General features: G+C 57.0%; 11 protein-coding genes and 2 pseudogenes. 11 read left to right on the forward strand and 2 right to left on the reverse strand.

All coding sequences use genetic code 11. The annotated features are described in order from the left end of the window. Window positions 1-72: 72 nt before the first annotated feature. The 9 genes and pseudogenes from OKW40_RS18175 to OKW40_RS18215 all read left to right on the forward strand — a co-directional run bounded on the left by OKW40_RS18175 (window position 73) and on the right by OKW40_RS18215 (window position 14,608). Window positions 73-4,032 (forward strand): DUF4365 domain-containing protein, encoded by a 3,960-nt coding sequence (locus OKW40_RS18175; protein WP_429490864.1) that lies wholly within the window; start codon window positions 73-75, stop codon window positions 4,030-4,032. Window positions 4,033-4,338: 306 nt separating this feature from the next. Next, the gene (locus OKW40_RS18180) at window positions 4,339-5,571 is read left to right on the forward strand and encodes a CHASE2 domain-containing protein (RefSeq protein WP_429490866.1); all 1,233 of its coding nucleotides are present in this window, start codon (window positions 4,339-4,341) and stop codon (window positions 5,569-5,571) included. After that, complete coding sequence (locus tag OKW40_RS18185) at window positions 5,568-6,200, forward strand: BON domain-containing protein (RefSeq protein WP_429490868.1); 633 nt, start codon at window positions 5,568-5,570, stop codon at window positions 6,198-6,200. Before OKW40_RS18180 ends, OKW40_RS18185 begins: the two co-directional genes overlap by 4 nt. A 19-nt stretch (window positions 6,201-6,219) precedes the next feature. Continuing rightward, window positions 6,220-6,506: pseudogene (locus OKW40_RS18190) on the forward strand (hypothetical protein); the annotation flags it as partial. Between the two features lie 139 nt (window positions 6,507-6,645). Further along, window positions 6,646-7,302 carry a hypothetical protein gene (locus tag OKW40_RS18195; RefSeq protein ID WP_429490869.1) on the forward strand — a complete coding sequence of 219 codons (657 nt, stop codon included), beginning with the start codon at window positions 6,646-6,648 and terminating at the stop codon, window positions 7,300-7,302. A gap of 1,025 nt (window positions 7,303-8,327) precedes the next feature. Continuing rightward, window positions 8,328-10,511, forward strand: coding sequence for a hypothetical protein (locus OKW40_RS18200; protein WP_429490870.1), 2,184 nt, complete (start codon window positions 8,328-8,330; stop codon window positions 10,509-10,511). After that, entirely contained in the window at window positions 10,504-12,624 is a 2,121-nt protein-coding gene (locus tag OKW40_RS18205) for a hypothetical protein (RefSeq protein ID WP_429490872.1), read from the forward strand. Before OKW40_RS18200 ends, OKW40_RS18205 begins: the two co-directional genes overlap by 8 nt. A 2-nt stretch (window positions 12,625-12,626) precedes the next feature. Next, window positions 12,627-13,196 (forward strand): hypothetical protein, encoded by a 570-nt coding sequence (locus OKW40_RS18210; RefSeq protein WP_429490874.1) that lies wholly within the window; start codon window positions 12,627-12,629, stop codon window positions 13,194-13,196. Further along, window positions 13,193-14,608, forward strand: coding sequence for a tyrosine-type recombinase/integrase (locus tag OKW40_RS18215; protein WP_429490876.1), 1,416 nt, complete (start codon window positions 13,193-13,195; stop codon window positions 14,606-14,608). Before OKW40_RS18210 ends, OKW40_RS18215 begins: the two co-directional genes overlap by 4 nt. A gap of 544 nt (window positions 14,609-15,152) precedes the next feature. Here the strand turns inward: OKW40_RS18215 and OKW40_RS18220 are convergent. Beyond that, window positions 15,153-16,166, reverse strand: a pseudogene (locus tag OKW40_RS18220) (YifB family Mg chelatase-like AAA ATPase); the annotation flags it as partial. Between the two features lie 120 nt (window positions 16,167-16,286). Continuing rightward, on the reverse strand, window positions 16,287-16,541 hold the full coding sequence (locus OKW40_RS18225) for an accessory factor UbiK family protein (RefSeq protein WP_026228952.1): 255 nt from the start codon (window positions 16,539-16,541) through the stop codon (window positions 16,287-16,289). A 387-nt stretch (window positions 16,542-16,928) separates the two neighbouring features. Here OKW40_RS18225 and OKW40_RS18230 point away from each other — a divergent pair, with 387 nt between their 5' ends. Together OKW40_RS18230 and OKW40_RS18235 are read left to right on the forward strand one after the other, a co-directional pair. After that, window positions 16,929-17,267 carry a P-II family nitrogen regulator gene (locus OKW40_RS18230; protein ID WP_013088261.1) on the forward strand — a complete coding sequence of 113 codons (339 nt, stop codon included), beginning with the start codon at window positions 16,929-16,931 and terminating at the stop codon, window positions 17,265-17,267. 46 nt (window positions 17,268-17,313) lie between these two features. Continuing rightward, a complete protein-coding gene (locus OKW40_RS18235; RefSeq protein WP_429490877.1) occupies window positions 17,314-18,822 on the forward strand; it encodes an ammonium transporter in 1,509 nt (502 codons plus the stop codon). Window positions 18,823-18,880 lie beyond the last annotated feature (58 nt).

Raw genomic sequence — 18,880 nt, forward strand, 5'->3', positions numbered from 1 at the left:
ACCGAAGTGTTCAAGACCGCCTGGCATACTGCGTTCGATTTGCCGATGGTCAACTTTGAATAGCGGACTTCGATGAAACTCCCTCTCGAAAGCGAAGCGCAACGGATTGGTCAACGCGCTGAAAAGTGCTTCGCAGCAAACAGGCCTGACTCATGGCGTGTCCACTCACTCGAGGGAACGGACGATGCCGGCCTCGATTACCAGATTCAGATTGTCGACAACAATCGATACAGCGGCATCTTCCGCGTCCAGCTGAAAGGTACCGAATCGCCGTCGAAGAATACGTCCGGCGAATACTACTCTCTCACTCTCGAGAGGAGCACGCTCAACTACTATGCGAAAGTAACTGAGCCAATACTTCTCGTTCTCTGTGACCTGAGTGTTGACCTGAAGGTCACAAAGGACTGCCCCTGCTTCTACGTTTGGATTCACGATGAACTCAAACGCCATCGAGACACCGGTAAAGACTCGTCGGACAGCGACTCCCTCGCAGTACGAGTTCCGGTCACGAACAGATTGACTGAAGACCTCGACTTGTTGCCAATACTAGAGACTAAGCTGCGCTTGCATAAAGCAGCAGCCGCTCTGGACGCGATGGTCGAGGAAAAGCTTCCGTCGACAGGCCCTGATGAGAGGTCAGTCCTGCTCGAAAATCTGGCGGCTGGATTTTCAGGGTACGACAAGGCGCTCTTGGGGGCGGTCGCCGCCCCAGTGACGTCGCCGTGGCCGGCGGCTCCGAAGGAGTCGTTTGCAGGGAAACTGAACGAGGTTGACCGGCTGCTGAATTCGGGAGCGGTCCAGAAAGCGCAGCCCATTCTCGATTCGCTTGCAGCTGAACTTGAAGCCGCAACCTTGCACGAGCAAGCGGAGTACAACTATTGCTTGGGTAGGGTGGCGGCATGGTCGGGGGAACATCTCAAAGCGGCCGAATATTATGAAGTGGCGTGTGACCTTACGCGCAACCTTGCTCGCTACGTGGTAGCGTGGGGAGAGGCACGGCTCGCGATACACTACCGGGCCGATGTGTCCAATGACTTCTCCGCAATCAGGGCGCGTCTGACCTCAAGCGAGTCTGAAGTACAGGTACTGCTGGCCCGGGTATTGGCCGCTGAAGGTGATGCAGACGCCGCCATGCATATCCTCGCGTGTCAAGAGAGAACGCGGGCGTTGCCAACTCTGGGCATCCTGGCTTCAATGCAGGGAAGACAAGACGACCTCGTCTCGCTATGCGACGAGGGACTAGCGCAACCCGATGTCCCCGCTCGCCATAAGCAGCTTTTCTATCTCCTCCGAGCCGGAGCGAAATTCGCCCTGGCTATGCCAGGCGACGTCCGGAACGCCGGGGACTACATTATCGCGGCATGGAGCGGGCCGGCATCGCTGAATGCAGCTTTTTTGCGTAGCGCATGGAACGACATCATTCAAGCACTCGACCAAATGAGGGAGGCGGGATGGCCCCCGAACGTTGAGTACATCGCAGACGTCTGGGGGGCGACTGCGCTTATGCTCGGTCGGGCGGAAGACACTTTCGAGCTTGCGAAAGAAGCAGCTGACGCGCGACCGCACATAGAACCACTTCAGAGGACGCTGGAGCTGCTTGCCGTAAATGTCGAGGATTATGATACCGCGCTTGCGGCTAATGAGCGTCAGTCGGCATCTTTCGAGCAGATGTTCCGAAAGATTGGCATATTGCATCAAGCCAAGGCACACTCGAAATGTTTGGAAGCTGTTGAGTCTGGCATCGACACGCTTCCTCAAGACCACCAGTTGTACCCTGCGTCCATTGCGCTCGGAGTCTTGTCGGCCGACCGACTTTTTTTCGCGTCAAGGGCGGATGCGCTTGCTGCTCGCCTACAGTCACGTGTCGAATGGGAAGAACACTGCGCGGTTCTCAAGTTTTTTCGAGCAGCAGGACAAAATGTACTTGCGAGAGACGATGCGGTAAAAGAACTATTAGACGACTTCCACCGACTGAATCGTCCGAAGGGCATTGCGTTCCAGCTTTTCCACGTCTTAGACGCAAGCAAGCCCGAGCAAGCGGTAGATTGCGTTGAGGTGGCCGAACGCATCAGAGAGTTTCAGCAGCTTGGTCTCGACGGAGAGTTCCGGCTCGCACAAGCATACGTCACGCTCGCAGATTGGAGCGCACTCCTGTCGGTCGCCGACCGCGCTATCTCCAAATATGACCATGTCGGTCGTTTCTATGCCATTAGGGCGCTGGCGCTCGATAAGTTAGGTTTGGCACCGGACGCTTTGGCGGAGCTTCGTCGGCTGGTGAGCACCAGCGTGGAAGACCGCCTGGCCACAGATACGTACGTCAACATTGTGATGCGGTCGGGATTTATCGACGAAGCTCTTGCGTTAGCGGAGCGTCTCAACGCCGAAGAATCCGACATGAACCGACGTATTGATTGCTTGCAACTGTTATTCAACCTGCTACAGGCGAAAGAGCCGGGAAGCAGGAGAGCCATCGATGTAGCATGGGCGATGGGGCAGCTTGTCGACAGGGAAGATGAGTCAGCCGAAGGGCAATTTCTCGCGACATTTCTGACATCGACCGGCGGTAGTGAAGGACCCGGTGACCCGAGCGTAGTCGCTGAATTTCAGCAGCGACTTTCCGACTACTTTGAGCGATGGCCGAATTCTCGCATTCTCCGCAGGGGCTTTCTCCCGGAAAACTCAAGTGCTGAGGAACTGTTGAAGGCGCTCAAAGGCATTCTTGGCGACCCACAGGTGCCCAGCGCTGATATGGTAAAGCTGGAGAGGCAACTCAGTCGTGGCGAGATGCCAGTGCCGTTCTCATGGCGACCGAGACTGATACTTCGTAACGTAATGGATGTCGGGCAGCTGTGGGAAATCGGCAAACGCTCAAGTCTGGAGGCTCACCAGTACCACCTGTCTATGGTGGTAGGGGATTGGGTTCAACGGGCTTTCGCAGAGAAAACACTCGGGCTACCGCTACTAGACATCACTGCGCTTTTTGTAATTCAAGACCTCGGCCTTTTCGATGTTCTTTTTCAAGTCTTCCCCAAGATAGCGGTCAGCCAGGCTCTCCTCATGGAGATTCAGGAGCGAGCCTCTCCTCTTTTGAATTCTTGGGCGCAGGGACGATACGCTTCTCTTGTGCAGGAGTTGAATCGACGTTTTGAACAGATTCAACAACCGATGAGTTCTCTGCCAGCCGGAGAGACCGGACCGAAAGCTCATCTGCTGTCGCAAGACATGAGTTTGCTTCTAAAGGACCACCGCTACTTCATCTATTCAGATGACGCGGCGCTACGGCTTTTTGCCCTAGGTGTACCTGACCTATCGGCCGGATTTTGCACCTTGGACCTGCTTGCGCGCGCCGATGAACTAGGACTGCTGACGGCGAAACAGGTAGGCGAAAAAATCGGCCTTCTTTGCGCGTGGAAGGTGTCCGTGGTGATTACCGCGCGCTATCTACTGGCATCGCTGCCTGACGAAGTCGGGAGCGCGCGTAGCATTGGGGAAGCCGTGGACGCCATAAGGTCTAGCGAAACATCCAGTGCGATATTTGAAGGCATTTGGAACGTAAGAAAAAAGTATTCAGACATCGCAACTCATGTCGCTCAGCTCTTGGCTGCGCTCGTCGCCGACGACAGAAACGATATCGGGACGATTGCCGCAATCATAGGGATTTGGCACGGAAAGGCGAAGCTCCGGACTGAAATAACTCAGCTGAATTCAGTCGAACGGCTTGCGATGCTCATCGCTCAAACCGCGCCGCACGACGCAATCAAAATTAGTGCTGATATCGTTAAACGACTTTGGGATGTCTACATTCAGGTTGTAGAACTGGAGTTCGGCTCGCGAATGGACGAGGACAGAGAGCGCGACGCTATCGACACAATGGGCATAACTTGCGCTCGCCTCGATAGGGTCCGTCCGCAACCAGGTGGTTCGACGGTTCACCGTGATGCGATGCGTTCGGGCCTTCGAGAGGCAACGGCCGACATGGACCGTTTTAATGCCGCTTACGACAGAGAAGTTGCTGCTTTTCGCGAGTTGTAGACCCTCAGGCCATCGCGTGGGAATGTTCACAGGTGTAGTGTAGCTACGCACATCACAGACGGAGGCGGCTATGGATGAAAAGCCAGAAGACGATGCGTCAACCTCAAAGCCAACGTCCTCCGAAATGACTCCCCCCCGGCTTCTGGCGCGGATGTCAATAAAACACAGGCCAATTCGAATTCTTCAGAGGATTCCACGGCAGAGGGCGAACGGCCGCCTTCCGCAACGCCGGCAGCGGCACATCGCCGGTCACGGCTTACCCTCAAATCGGCCGGGAGACGCCGCATTCTAACAGCGCTGATTATCATGGGGGTCTTGCAGCTGGGTCAGACATGGCTGGCAGATTCGGGATTTGCGGACTATCTGAGGGTACTCACGTTCGCACATCTTGAGTCCCTTTTGTCGGACACGACCGCCGAACGGTTACCAGTGGTTGTTATTGGGATGGATACAGTTAAGGGTGGGACTCTTGGCGACCCCTTGCACAGGGACGCTCTGTGGAAAATTGTCGACGACCTGCGTTCAGTGCACGCTGCCGCTGTAGGAATCGACAATGACTTTTCGCCAGGTCCGGCCGGATGGCTTGTACGCAATGGGGAGCATAGCGACCCCAAATTTTTTGCTCATTGTCTGGAAGTTAGCCACGACATGCCGGTCTTTCTCGGTACATACCGAAACGCCGACCTTAATTCCGACAGATGGCTTGGGTTGCCCCAGTTCAGCGCCCTTGCTGCCTACATTGGCTCAGCGCCTGCTCCGGACGGTAGTCGACAAACTCGCGCACAGGCCTATTACCGGGACCCCTCCGGTAGACAGGTCCTCCCTTCGGTAGGCTACGCGTTGGCGCGTGCTTATGTCGCTCGGCACGCACGAGGCGTACTTCCCGCCCCAGGGCCTCTGTTGTCGCTAGTGGTTGAGCCAATGGCAGAAACACAACAGGTGCAGCTGCTGAATTTCAGCAAAGTCGGCCAAATGACTCGAGAAAGTATCTGGTTACCAAACGAACAAGCAGGTAAGCGCCCGGGCATTGAGCAGATGCCCGTAGTGAGTATCCCTCACTATTTCGAAGGAAAAATTGTGCTAGTTGGAGACGTTGACCTGGAAAAGGAACGCCTGGTCAATAGTACCGACTCATTCTTTGCGCCCGGAACCGACCGTTTGCCCGGGGTCCTGTACCACGCAAGTGCAGCGTACACTTTTGGTTTCGAGCCTGTCTATGAGTTCAAGGAGACTACACGCCGGATACTGGACGTTTGTCTCGCCGCGATATTCTTACTGGCGGTCTGGGTTCAGGTGCGATACCAGCATCAATCCCGAGGAGTCAGATTCAGGATTCTGCGCGTGGCTGAGCAATATGCCTTGTTTGTCGCCGCTGTGCTGTTAGTCCTGGTCGCTGTCGTAGCGATGAGGGTTTTTCATGTGTTGTGGCTTGATGCAGCGTGGGTTGCATTGGGGTTGCTCGTGCATCTATGCCTTCCTACTCAGGTTAAGGAACTCTTTCCGCGATGGACGGGCGGTGACTATGAGGAGGCGAAATGAAGCTGCTGCGTTTAGTCGCGCTTCTTGGGGTGGTCGGCGGTTTGTCAGCAGAAGTATTCGCTCAGGATGCGACGCTTCCACAGGTTCGGGATATTGCCCGGGTCCTTTCTGTCTGGGGGGTGTGCGAGGCTTGCCCAGACGGACATTCTGAGAAGCGCAGGGCGCTTTACAAGGGAGCTCTGCTTGAAACTAACGATTGGGTTCATTGTGTGGGAGCTGCACACGGAAAGGCCGTATATCTTGCGGATGACGGGAAAGAGGAACTGACTGGAGGGCAGTTCGAACTCGCGGGTCCGGACTGGGAGCCGGTCGGGTCGGCTGGGGCACCGGAAAAGCAGAAAAAAGACCAACGGCGGTTTGGGACCCAGGCTTCCACCGCACCAACTGTCCGCTACGCTGAGACTGCGGCTCCGAACCGCAAGCTTTCTCGGGATGTGCGCACCGCACTGACCAGGGCCAAAGATATCAGTGCAGCAAATATTACGGTTCATGCAAGAGACGGTGCCGTCGTACTGTCGGGTACGGTTCCGGAGCAGTCTCAGATAACACAAGCGGCTCAAATAGCAAAGGGCGTGACGGGCGTTACCTCCGTCAAAAATGCGTTGACCTTGCGACCGCAGGGCAATTAGGGCGACTGACCAAAGCCACCAACTCCTGTACGGGAATGGCGTGCTCAAGGGTAAGCTGCCCGAAAACGAACTGCTGGTTCAGCAGGTGGCGAGCAACAGCGACGAGCAGTACGCTAGTTCCCCCGACCTTGAGGGTGCGCTGATGCACGCCATCATCGACGCATTCGATGCGCATGCCACGATGAACAGGCAGGCGCTCGACTCGAGCACTTGCGCGACGGACCAAAAGACATATTGTGGGGACCTGCTCAACTCTATGAGGCGCTGCGAACTCGTTCTGGTCCCTCTGCGAGCCTAGATGCGTAGCCTCTAGTCGGCATTTCCGGTGACGTCACGTCCGAGCATCCGGGAGCCATTGGACTTGACTTCATGACCCGGTCTTTACAATCATGCGGCGTCGCTATTGCTGTCAGAGGGCGCGCGCCGCAGCATTAAACATTAAGAAATGGTGGACGTTACAGCTGCGACCTTCCTGCCAGACAGCCTCGTTATCACCTTAAAACCTGTCATGACCGCCCTTACCGACCCAGGCGAGATTAAGGGCTTTGACAAGCACGACATCGGATTCTTCTTTCACGAGTGGATTCACTTTCTGCACAACGTCTCGACCCTTCACGGACTCACGGCGTTCGAAAACGCGGTCGCAATGTGGTCGGATTTTAGGTTCACGTGCGACGCTGAGACATACTCGAGCGGTTCGGCTGTTCTTCCGAGCGAGTTCTCGTTCGACATTCGGCAACGCATGTCGTACTGGGTGGCCTCGCGTTTGCCATCTCGTACAGATTTTCCAAATGGGCCTCTCAATGAACTCCGTCTACTGTCGGCGCATCCTAAGTCGACACCCCTTCCAGACAGCGAGTTGTCTGTCACGACGATGGAATGTTTTGTGGCGGCAGATGAACAGTCTCAGGACCATTGCACTGTCGTTGTAGGAACCTACGAGATTATTGAGAGTGTTGCGTGGATGCTCGAAGACCGACTCAACACTGCGTTGGGCGTCATTAAGCGCATGGCTGACCTTATTCGTTCGCTGCTGATTGCCGTGCGCGCTTTCGAGGTGAACCCGAGACCGTCAAACCCGACCCGCGCGTCGAAGCCGTGAGTGCTGAAAGCACCACCGGCGGGCTATACGATGCCGTCTTAAGGTAAGAAGAGTGTGATGGTCATTCAAAAGGGAGCAGACGGCGGTCTGCGGTCGTGGTGATTTTGATTGAACTTGCGGCCACCCGCGATTAGACGGTCAAGCTCGTTTCGGCGTCGAGCGACAGGACAATACAGTTCGCAGAGAGCGAAGTGAAGCGCATCCTGAAAAGACTTGTGTAGCTCGGGCTGGCAAATTCGTCTTGCGTTGGATACCGGGTTTGTCTACTATTCCACGGACCAGTTAGGAACGCTTGGTTTCGCGCACCCGTTCAAGCGGCAGTGGGTAAAGAAACCTGTTGCAGTACACCCCCTAACTGGCACCTATCGTCTAACCGAGACGCGTGCAATTTGAACCCGCGCGGGCTAGTCAACCTGACGAATCTTATCCGTCTATTTCGGAGGATTCGCCATGGTCAGTATCAGCCTCCCCGGTGCCTCAACTGAAGCTCGCTGCGCCGTTCCCCGTCGGCACCAAAACATCTTTCACTCACCATGCGGATTTTTGTGTTCGGTGCGGATGCGTATCGTCTTGCGCCCACAGCCCACGCCCGGATTTAGTCGCCCGTCCTCGTTATCGCGAAACGGCGAACTCCGCCCACTGCGAAGCGCCGAAGCATCGCCGCCCCCTCACTCGCTGGCTGACATTCTCGTCCCCGTACGCCGCGATATCCACTCGTACCGACGCCTAACCACGGCCGACCTGCTTCTCGTGACTCAACAGGTCGAGCAGTTGGGCATCCTGACGCGCGGGGGCCTAACGGGCGCGTCCAATCAGAACTACCGGGTGTAGGGGGCATAATGGGTCGCAAGCGAATCGGCGCTGTGATTACGTTAGGACCATACACGCCCAAGGAGAATCGGGCAGTTTTCGAACACATGGGTGCATACGCGAACTATCCAATACAAATACTAGACCGACAGTTCGTAGAAATGGCGGACCAGGCCGTGCTAAGCCTGCCCCCCTATATGGCAAAGAGACTCACGGTGTTGCTCATCTTGCTCGAGGGCTTCCTTGGAATCACCGGCCTGCGACTAGAGCTGCGCCCGTTCAGCTGGGCGGCAAACAGAAATATCTTGGAGCTATTCATAGGCGCTCTCCAGTCGGAAAAATTCTTTGGTGCCGAAGACGGTCGACGTTATACCTTGACCGCATTTTCATTGCTTCTCCTCAGGGCCGGACCTTGGTCAATACCCGAGGAATGGTATCGGCTCGCAAAGCCGTCCTCTTTGCGGCGAACCGCCGTGCTAGATGAGTGGGCGTCCCGTTTCGAGCGGCTTGAACTACTGCCACTTGAAGTCCAATTTTGGATGGGTTGGCCATGCACTAACAAGTACGGAAAGAAGACGTGGCTCGACTTAACCCAAATGTTCAAAGTATTTGGAGCCGACTACACCCGTCGCTTTCACATTGTATGCGCCGACGCGTTTGCGGCGGGTCGAAGCGATTACTTGCCCATGAATGTACATTTGGTTCGCTTCATGACAAGGAATGTCGCGCTGACTCGTGCGGCGCAGCGTGATGAAGACGCAAGCGCGCAATTCTTCAACGCACTATGCGTTTTTTGCATTGAGAACAAGACACCGTCCAGCCGGTTTGAGACAGTCCTCCAGCTTTGGCGCGAACAGTTCAAACCATTCGCCGAGAACCATCTGATACGTTCCGGGTTCTTCTGTGAGCCGAGCAGAGGGTTCCCCCGCCCCCCGGGGCGAGCAGTTGAAGGGCCAAAGACGCATGTGAAGATTGAGGGCGGCGTCGAGGTGAGGACGAAATGGATTACCGCTTTCCCGGTCGAGTACACCAATGAGGAGGCTTTGCGGCTTAAGTGTGACGAAGTTATGCAGGAGATTGAGTTTGTAAAGACATGGGCCGCCAGCAAGTCGGATGCGCAATGGAGTCGCTACCTACGTCGGGTCAGGCTTTGGCAAAGAGGAAGCCCTCGGCTTTTCGACAAAACTGTAGGTAATGGATGGACTTGGTCAGTCAGTCGAGACAATCCGGACTGCGTTGCTAACGCTGCGGCGACCATGCACCACCACGGTTACTCTCCGAAGAGAGACGGGGAGCTGGACGTACGTCGCGCCTATCCAGCGGACCTAGCGCAGGTCGCCGAAGAACTCGCGTTGCCCAATGTCGGTGCATTGGTGCCTCATATGGTCCTGTTAGTGCTTGAGCATCACGAAATCACCGCAAGCTTCCTTGAGACGCTCGAGTTGTACGATTTGAACGGAAATCGAACAGGGTTCACCCAAGGTTTGAGTGGGTATGAATTGAAGGGGTACAAGCGACGCAGAGGGCCCATGAAGGCCGAGCAAATCGTCAAGCTGACTGCTGATACGACTCGAACGGTTTTTAGAGTACTTGCCATGACGAGCGTGGTGCGCCGGTATCTGCGTTCTAGAGGTGACGATAGCTGGCGTTATCTCTTCCTGTCGACAGGAAGAGCCTTCGGATATCCATCACGGATACGCAGCCTGTCGAGGTCTGTTACTTCGCAGCCGTATCAAGTCGTCAAATTTGCAGCGGAGCTAGCAGATGCCACCGGATGCGACGAATCGTATGCCGGCTCCATTGCTTCTCGCTTCAGCATCCCGGCACTGCGGGCACAGATGGTCATCTTGGTCTACTTGGAAACGCGCAGTATGAGAGCTGTAGCGATGGCGCTGGGTCAAGCTCCATTCAGTTTCAAACTGGTTGCCATGTACGTTCCGCAGGCACTACTTCATTTCATCTTTGACAGATGGATACGTGTCTATCAGACCTCATGCATTATCGAGACTCTTCATGACAGCGAGGACCTTCTCGAGGCTAGTTGTCTGCAAGATGAGGAAGCGCTCAGGCGGTTTATAGACAACCATACCCTCGACATGCACGCGTTCGTCGACAAGTCGATGCCAGACGACCTCGCGAACTCCGACCTGATGAGGGGCGCGAAGGTCCTAATCGGTATTGACACGGCCTTCATGAGACTGCTGTGCAGCTTTAGCCTAGCCAAGCAGAAAAGCCCGAAAAGGATTAAGCCAAGCGTCCAGTTCTGGTGCGATTTGGCGGACCGTCTAATTGCGCAGATTGAGTCAATTCGGGAGCGTCGCCCAGATTTGGCTGACTACTTGGACGCCGGGAAGCGAACTGCATCCCCCGACGTTGTTGCGGGAGTGGCTTATGACTGAGGTGCCTACCGACCTACTCGCGTGGATGTTGATGCAAGCAGTTCCACCTGGCGAGTCGTACCGAAAGGCAAAGTTCCTCGACGGTGATTACACAGCCGAGGTCTGGCGGTGCTCCTTTAAAGACCGAGCGACCGTCGAAATCGACTGGCGGCGAGAGCTCGCAGACAAATCCCTTCTAACGGAGCCAAAAAACAGAGAGTTGCTTGACTCTTTCCGGATGTTGCTCTGCGTGCAGGAGCATCCAGATGTTTGCGGAAGCTGCCTCAGAAGTCCAGTCACGGTCTACAACAACGTTCGCTACGCGATGGGGATAATCGACTATTTGTTGCTGAACGACGCCACACTCAAACTACACGAATCCGCGCTAGGAGCACTAACAGAAAACGATGTTAAGGTGATGCTGTCCGCGCTCGCATCATCGAGTTCGGTTGCTGAGTCCGTTTACCATTGGAGCGAGAAGCTTACCGAGTTCCTTCGCGCTGCAATCGACACCATCACGTGGGATGATATCTGTGCCGCAATCAGAGATGAGCCGGGCATTACAGAAATCGACGTCCCGGAGAGCGACCGGCACACGATGCTCACGGATAAGGAGTTGATATACGCAAGATTCTGGCTTAAGCGCGAGCACGCCTTTATTCCAGTGAATGAAAGGTTACCGTACGCGATACGTCCCAATACGGCTATCTTAGGTAGGTTCATCTTTGGCAGGAAGACCATCGCGGGTGCTGTCAGGCGAGACACGCCTGAAGAGCTGTGCTGGGGGACGAAGGATTCTTACTTCTGCGAGTGCGCCCGCTTGCCTGTTCAAGCTCAGCCGAAGGAGCGAGACGGTTACTGTACCGAAGCAAAAATGAAGGATTACCTTCGGGTGTTGAAATGCCTGAAGCTGGTCTCGGCAGCCGGAGGCAAGCTTCCGAAGGCGACAATTCCTAAAGCTGCGCTTCGGGCCTTGTCGACAGCTGACCCGGCAAGGCTAGTTGCGGAGGCTCTAAAAGAGCCGGGACATTACATTATTCCTCCGACGTTGATTATGCGAACTGCTTTCAAAGCAGGAATCAAATTGTTTCTTCGTCATGCAGACCATATTTTATCTAGCTATTTGGCGGTGGTGCGGCAATCGAAACTTGCGAAAATAGCGGTTAGAAAGTTTGCATCACCGGCGAACGTTTCTGCTCTCATAGCCGCACGTACTCGTTCGGTGGGCGTGAAGTGTTGGAGCCTCGCGCATCATATGGGCAAAGGGGGACCTGGCAACAGACGGCGGAAAAACCGGTCAAGCAAGGAGTCGTTTTTCGCGCGAATGCGTCGTAACGAGGGTCTAGTCGAGCTGACTCAAATCATGATTGGGGCGTGCCTATGCGTCGTGGGCATCACCACTGCGCGTCGCCAAGGAGAAGTGATGGACCTTGCGGGCACCGACTGCATTGATGAACGTAACGAGTTACTGGTTTTCAAGAATCGGAAGACGGGATACGGTGGCGTGCAAGATTTGGCAGCGAGGCCTTTGCATCCTCTCGCAATTAGGATTATCAGAAAAATCCAAGCGTTCCATGCAAGCCTTCTCGAATGTGGCGCACTCGCCGAGATGCCTAACGTCTTCTCCTCGCCGACGTGCGATGGAGCGTGTGTCATATCTCATACGTCAATGAATCGCTTGCTGGACAGATTCATTGACTACATTGAGCTTCCGTTAGCAAAGGACGGAACTCGCATGTATATGCGTCAGCATCAGCTCCGCCGTTATTTTGCTACCGATTTCTACAGAAGAAGGGCCGGCAGTATCGAGGCGTTGACTTGGTATTTTGGGCATACGAGGGAAGAGCAAATAGAGGCATATATCGATGCACTGTTTTGTCGCGAAGAGCGCGCTCGTATAGAGGCTCACGCGGCAGTTGAGTGCCTGATGGAGAAATCCGACACTGCATACGAAAGCCTGCGCGACGTTATTGAACAGAAATTCGGAACCCGGAATGTTGAAATCGAGGAGGCGGAAGCAATTGAGGCGTATTTGTTTCGGCGGCAAAGTGAATCAGGTTTCCGGCTTTCGCAGGAGAGGCTGGACGTGCCTAACAATGGCCGGCTCGTTGTATATGCCATGATGAAGAGCTAGCAATGCCCGATAAAGGTAGCGTCATCGACTCAATCAGGTCCCAGGAGGCAGTCTCCGTTTGTCGACTGTTTCTGCTGCTCCAGGCCGTGAGGCAGCAGCCTACTCTCTTTAGCGCGCCCGAAGATTCGTTGGCCGCTGCTTTAGCGACGCAGAGTAGCCTCGCTGCGTTCAGCTATGAAACATTGGATATTGCGCGCTGCAGTCTGAATACGCTGAAAAGGTCGGCGCAGAGAGACCTCTCCGGTGGATGGCAAGCACTAGATAGAGCGCGGCTAAAGGCTCGAGACAGCTTGCAGGCGGTTTCAATTGAACAAAGTCGGCCCCGTCGAGGAACAAAGGCGGAAGCAGAAGGCAAGCTAAAAGTAGCCGAACAAAAACTTGAGCAGGCTCGGTCCGATTGTTGGCAGTTGGTAGGTGCGGTTAGGCGGCTCCTATACGACGCAGATAGCTATGCCGAACAGTTCGATATTCCAGAATTATCGGTGCAAGTTAAAAAGAACCGTGCCGACGTGCTTGCTTTGTTTAATTTCTTGCATAACCCTCCTCCTGGCGCTGAGAGCGGAGCGTCATGAAAGGGAAACAGCTAATTGTCCGACTGCACGATTTTGAGTACTTAGACCGCGTCGAAGATGACGGCGGCAAATTCAAAGACGCTAAAGGAATTACGCAGCTGACTTGGCCGGATGGTCGTCTGTGCTTTGAGGCAACTGCCTACCTTCACGCGCTCACAATCGAGAGACACGCGTCGACTCAGATAAGAGGCGGAACGCCGAGAACCAAAGCGTTTCATCTGTCACATCTTATTCGCTTGTGCTACCAAAACAAGACTGATTTTGTCGACCTCACGGATGAGATGGTAAGCAGGTTCATGCAGTCGTTGATTGAGCACACTCAACGCGGAGACGGCAGTGCGAAGAATGGTCGCCGGAACGGGACCACAGCTCATACTATTGGATGTGATTGGCTGGACCTTTTAGAGTTTGTTGGTAGTCTCCACGGAATCGCCGGCCTTATTGGAAGAAACGGAGTAATTCGCGCTCAAAAAGTTTCGAAAGACTATGGGGGAGAACATGGGGTTCCAAAGAGAACCATGCTGGTCTGGGAGCATAGTGCGCTTCCCACACGCGACGAGTACAAGACTCGCCGTGCTATGAGTTTCGAGGTACTGAACAAGCTAACTGCCGCAGTCCCGAAATGCATCAAATCTGAGAAATTCGCCATGTTTCGGAAGAGGCAGTTGCGCCTAATCTTGCGGCTGCTACGTGTTACTGGCTTGAGAAGGGCGGAGCTTTGTATGTTGAGGATTTCCGACATAGAGGCAGCGATGAGTAAGAAAGTTGCCGTGCTAACAGTTGCTAGTGTAAAGAAGAGGCGACATACCACAAGAGACATAGAAATAGACCACGGGGAGCTGAATGAGGTTTTGCAATTTGTGAAATATTTTAGGAAGGACGTTGTTGAGGCTTACGGAAAAGATGAGGGAGGTGATGGCTGGCTGTTCGTCAGCTCGACAACTGGTGAGAGGTTGAGTGACAACACAATCACTCAGTGGATGGGAGCGCTACGACATGAGGCAGGCGTCGAGGAGCAGGCATGTGCGCATATGTTCAGGCATTTGTTTGCGGTTGAAAGATTGTGCCGCCTGATGGAGAAGCACCACAAAATGACGCGAAGCTCGTTTCAGGAGGCAATGCTCGGTAGCCGCGCGCTCAAGCTGGAGGTGATGAAAGAGTTGGGTCACGCGAGTGAAAAGAGCCTCGAAATTTATCTCAATGATGCAGAGGCGATGCTCGCGGAGTTGCAAAAAATAAAAAAGTCGGTCAGAGCGGACTTGTTGGACGAGTCGCTGAGGTCGTGCGAACAGCAACATCAGATGAGAGTTGCCGAAGGAGTTCCGTTGGTTGTGTCCCTTAGCATCTTTCATGAGTCCGCGATGTGTATCCAGCGCGATGCGGACAATCTGCGTTCCTCATCTTCTGGTTAGATGACGCGCGAGGCTTGCAATTCTATGACGGCCTTTGCCATGACCGGGAAGTCATGAACAGCGCCCCGGCAATGGGTAAACCACTAGTAGTGGCGATGTTGCGCTGCAGCACCCAAGGCAGTGCGAGTTTGGGGCTGAACCGACCGCGAAAGCGCAGTCTTCGGCCGCGAGCCCGGGCTCAAGCTCTACACGCGTGAGCATTCCCTGTAAAACGAGATGGAAAACTCATTCGTGAATTCTCGTTCACGTTTGTTTTTGCTGACGTTTAACGTCCTTTGCGCTTTGTAAAGGCATCGGACAGCATCTACAACCCCGCCTCGACGCCTCTATATCGCTTTTGCCGCCATCAGGCTTCATCTTGAGAATGCCGGCGGCTCTGACCGCACTATTTGTCGACGTAAGACATGTAAGGAAGCAGCGGCTGTCATGGGAACGGTCAGATTGACAATTGTCAGGGCAGACAGACCTGTGGATAACTGCTCTTTTTCCTTGATATACATGCACATATGAGCATTGATGAAATCAATGTAGAAAGCTAAATATCCAGCTCGTCCAGAAAGAGCACGCCCAGATGCGCGAGCGTGATCTCGCCAGGTTGCGGCGGATTGCGTCCGCCGACCAGCGCCGCCGCGCTCGACGAATGGTGCGGCGCGCGAAACGGCCGCTGGCGCCACTGCGACGGCTTGAAGCCGATGCGGCTCGCGGACAGTAGCGCGGCGGAGGCGAGCGCTTCGTCGTCGGTCATGGGCGGCAGCAAGCTGGGCAGGCGTGCCGCGAGCATCGACTTGCCGGCGCCGGGCGGTCCGATCAGCAGCACGTGATGGCCGCCGGCCGCCGCGACTTCGAGGGCGCGCCGAGCGGCGCGCTGGCCAATCACGTCGGCCATGTCCGGCGCCGGGGCAGCCGCGTGCTCGTTGAGCTCGGGCGCGGCGACAGGACTAAGACGCGCGTCCGGCGAGCCTGCGAGATGCGCGCATAGCGACGGCAGATCGGCGGCGCCGAACACGTCGACGCCGGGCACGAGCGCCGCTTCCGCCGCGCTCGCGGCCGGCAGGTAAAGCTGTGGGGTATGGAAGGCCGGTGCGGCTAGTTGATCGAGGAGGGCGGGCAACGCAGAACGCGCTTCAGATGAAGCGTCGGCGTCGCCGGCGTTCGCCAGAGCGCCGCGCGCGGTGCCGCAGGCCATCGCGAACGCGCCGCGCATCGGCCGCAGCGCGCCGGTCAGCGACAGCTCGCCGGCAAACTCGCGATGGAGCAGCGATTCGGCGGGAATCTGCCCGCTGGCGGCGAGGATGCCGAGCGCGATCGGCAGATCGAAACGACCGGACTCTTTCGGTAGATCGGCGGGCGCGAGGTTGACGGTGATGCGGCGGACTGGAAAATCGAAACCGCAGTTCTGCAGCGCCGCGCGCACGCGTTCACGGCTCTCGCGCACTTCCAGGTCGGGCAGGCCGACGATCGAAAAGGACGGCAGCCCATTGGCGAGGTGAACCTCGACGGTCACTTCGGGCGCACGGCCAGCGGCCGGCGCGCGGCTGCGCACCACGGCAAGCGACATATTCTCTCCCGTCGGACGGCGCGCTCACATCGCGCGCAAATCCCCTAAAACGCTGATGACGTCACGGCCCGCTTGCCTGTGATGGGCGGCACTGCGCAGCGCGAAGGCTGCGAGCAGCGCTTACGGCGTCTGCGTGAGCGGCAATTTCTGCTCGAGCTCGGCGACGCGGCGCTCGAGTTCTTCGAGGCGCGCGCGCGTACGCACGAGCACCTGGGTCTGCGTATCGAATTCCTCGCGCGTGACCAGATCGAGCTTCGAGAAGCCCTGCGACAGCATTGCCTTGACGTTGCGTTCGACATCCTTGGCCGGCGAATTCTTGAACAGATCGCTGACGCGAGCCTGGAAGTCGTTAAAAACGTCGTTCGGTTGTTTCATCGTGTTCCCCTTGGTGCACAAAAAAAGTGCATGTTTCATTGCGCCCGTGCCCCGTTACGGCGAACGGGCGATCCTGGTGCGCGACGTATTGGTTGCCGCGGCCGCGTGAGCGTGTTTGGTGCGCGCCCTCGCGTTCAGAACGTTCGAACACTCTAGCAACGATCCCCCCGCCGCGCCACCGCCCGCCGCGCCGCTGGCCGTTCGGACAAGGCCGCTCGGGCGCGCTGCGCCACGCGCGCGAGGCGCGCTCCGACACAACATGGCATAGGAGTTGCTGTTACTGCCCCGCGCGCGCACTGCCAGGGCGCTTTTCCCGGTAGCGCAGGAGACCGCCGTCACGGATACGCCACGGGGCATAACGGATCAGCAACAACTAGCGAGGATTTCATGAAACTCATTACCGCAATCATCAAGCCGTTCAAGCTGGATGAAGCGCGCGAAGCCCTGTCGGCGATCGGCGTGTCGGGCATCACGGTGACCGAAGTCAAAGGCTTCGGACGGCAGAAGGGCCACACCGAGCTGTATCGGGGCGCCGAATACGTCGTCGACTTTCTGCCGAAGGTGAAGATCGAAGCGGCGGTATCCGACGACATCGTCGATCAGGCGATCGAGGCGCTCGAGCGCGCCGCGCGTACCGGCAAGATCGGCGACGGCAAGATCTTCGTCACGCCGATCGAGCAGGTGGTTCGGATCCGCACCGGCGAGACCGGCGCGGACGCACTGTAAAAGACCAGAACATAGCGACACGGATAGCGACAAGAGGAAAACCAAGATGCGCAAACTAATGATGTCCCTGCTGATGGCCGGCTCGCTGCTCGCGGGCGGTGTCGGCACCGCCCTCGCGGACGATGCGTCCGCTCCCGCAGCCGCCTCCGCTCCCGATACGACGGCGAGCGCGCCCGCACCGGACGCCTCCGCCGCAGCCGCTGCCCCGGCGGCCTCGGCTCCCGCCGCCGATGCGTCCGCCGCGCCGGCCGCAAGCGCACCGGCCGCCGCCGATGCATCGGCCGCCGCCGCGGCCGCGCCGGCCGCCCCAACCGCACCGTTCTCGGTCGATTCATCGAAGATCAACTCCGGCGACACCGCGTGGATGCTGACCTCCACCGCGCTGGTGCTGTTCATGACGATCCCGGGTCTCGCGCTGTTCTACGGCGGCATGGTCCGCAAGAAGAACGTGCTGGCGACGCTGATGCAAAGCTTCGCGATCACCTGTGTCGTGACGATCGTCTGGACCGTGGTGGGCTACAGCCTCGCGTTCACGCCTGGCGGCTCGTTCATCGGCGGCTTCTCGCGCGTGTTCATGACGGGCATGAACTACATCAAGGGCGACAAGGCCACGACGCTGACCGTCAGCCACCTCGCGCCGACGATCCCCGAGACGGTCTACTTCGTCTACCAGATGACCTTCGCGATCATCACGCCGGCGCTGATCACCGGTGCGTTCGCGGACCGCATGAAGTTCTCGGCGATGCTGGTGTTCATGACGCTGTGGTCGATCATCGTCTACTCGCCGATCGCGCACATGGTGTGGGAGCCGAGCGGCTGGCTGGCTAGCGCGGGCATCCTCGACTTCGCGGGCGGCACGGTGGTGCACATCAACGCCGGTATCGCGGGCCTGGTCTGCTGTCTGGTGCTCGGCAAGCGCGTCGGCTATGGCAAGGAAGCGATGGCGCCGCACAACCTGACGCTCACGCTGATCGGTGGCGCGATGCTGTGGGTCGGCTGGTTCGGCTTCAACGCGGGTTCGGCCGTGGCAGCGGATGGCCGTGCCGGCTTCGCGATGTTCGCGACGCAGGTGGCGACCGCCGCGGCGGCGCTCGCGTGGATGTTCGCCGAATGGGCAGCCAAGGGCAAGCCGTCGGTGCTCGGTATCGTGTCGGGCGCGGTCGCGGGTCTGGTGGCGATTACGCCGGCGTCGGGCTTCGTCGGCACGCTCGGCGCGCTCGTGATCGGTATCGTCGCGGGTGTGGTCTGCTTCTGGGCGGCCACGTGGCTCAAGCACAAGTTCGGGTACGACGATTCGCTCGACGCGTTCGGCGTGCACTGCATCGGCGGGATCATCGGTGCGCTGCTGACCGGCGTGTTCGCGGTCAAGGACATCGGCGGCTCGGACGGCAGCGTGATCCTGCAGGCGAAGGGCGTGCTGACGACGCTGATCTACAGCGGCGTGGTGAGCTTCGTGCTGCTGAAGATCATCGACCTGGTGATGGGCATCCGCGTGACCGAAGAGCAGGAGCGCGAAGGCCTCGACGTGAGCCTGCACGGCGAGAAAGTCGAATAACGGAGAATCTTTCCCGGTTGGGCCCGCGCTCCCGGGCCCGTCAGTAAGAAAAAATGGT

This window comes from Paraburkholderia sp. RAU6.4a (assembly GCF_050435625.1).
In the GTDB taxonomy this organism is placed as follows: Bacteria; Pseudomonadota; Gammaproteobacteria; order Burkholderiales; family Burkholderiaceae; genus Paraburkholderia; species Paraburkholderia tuberum.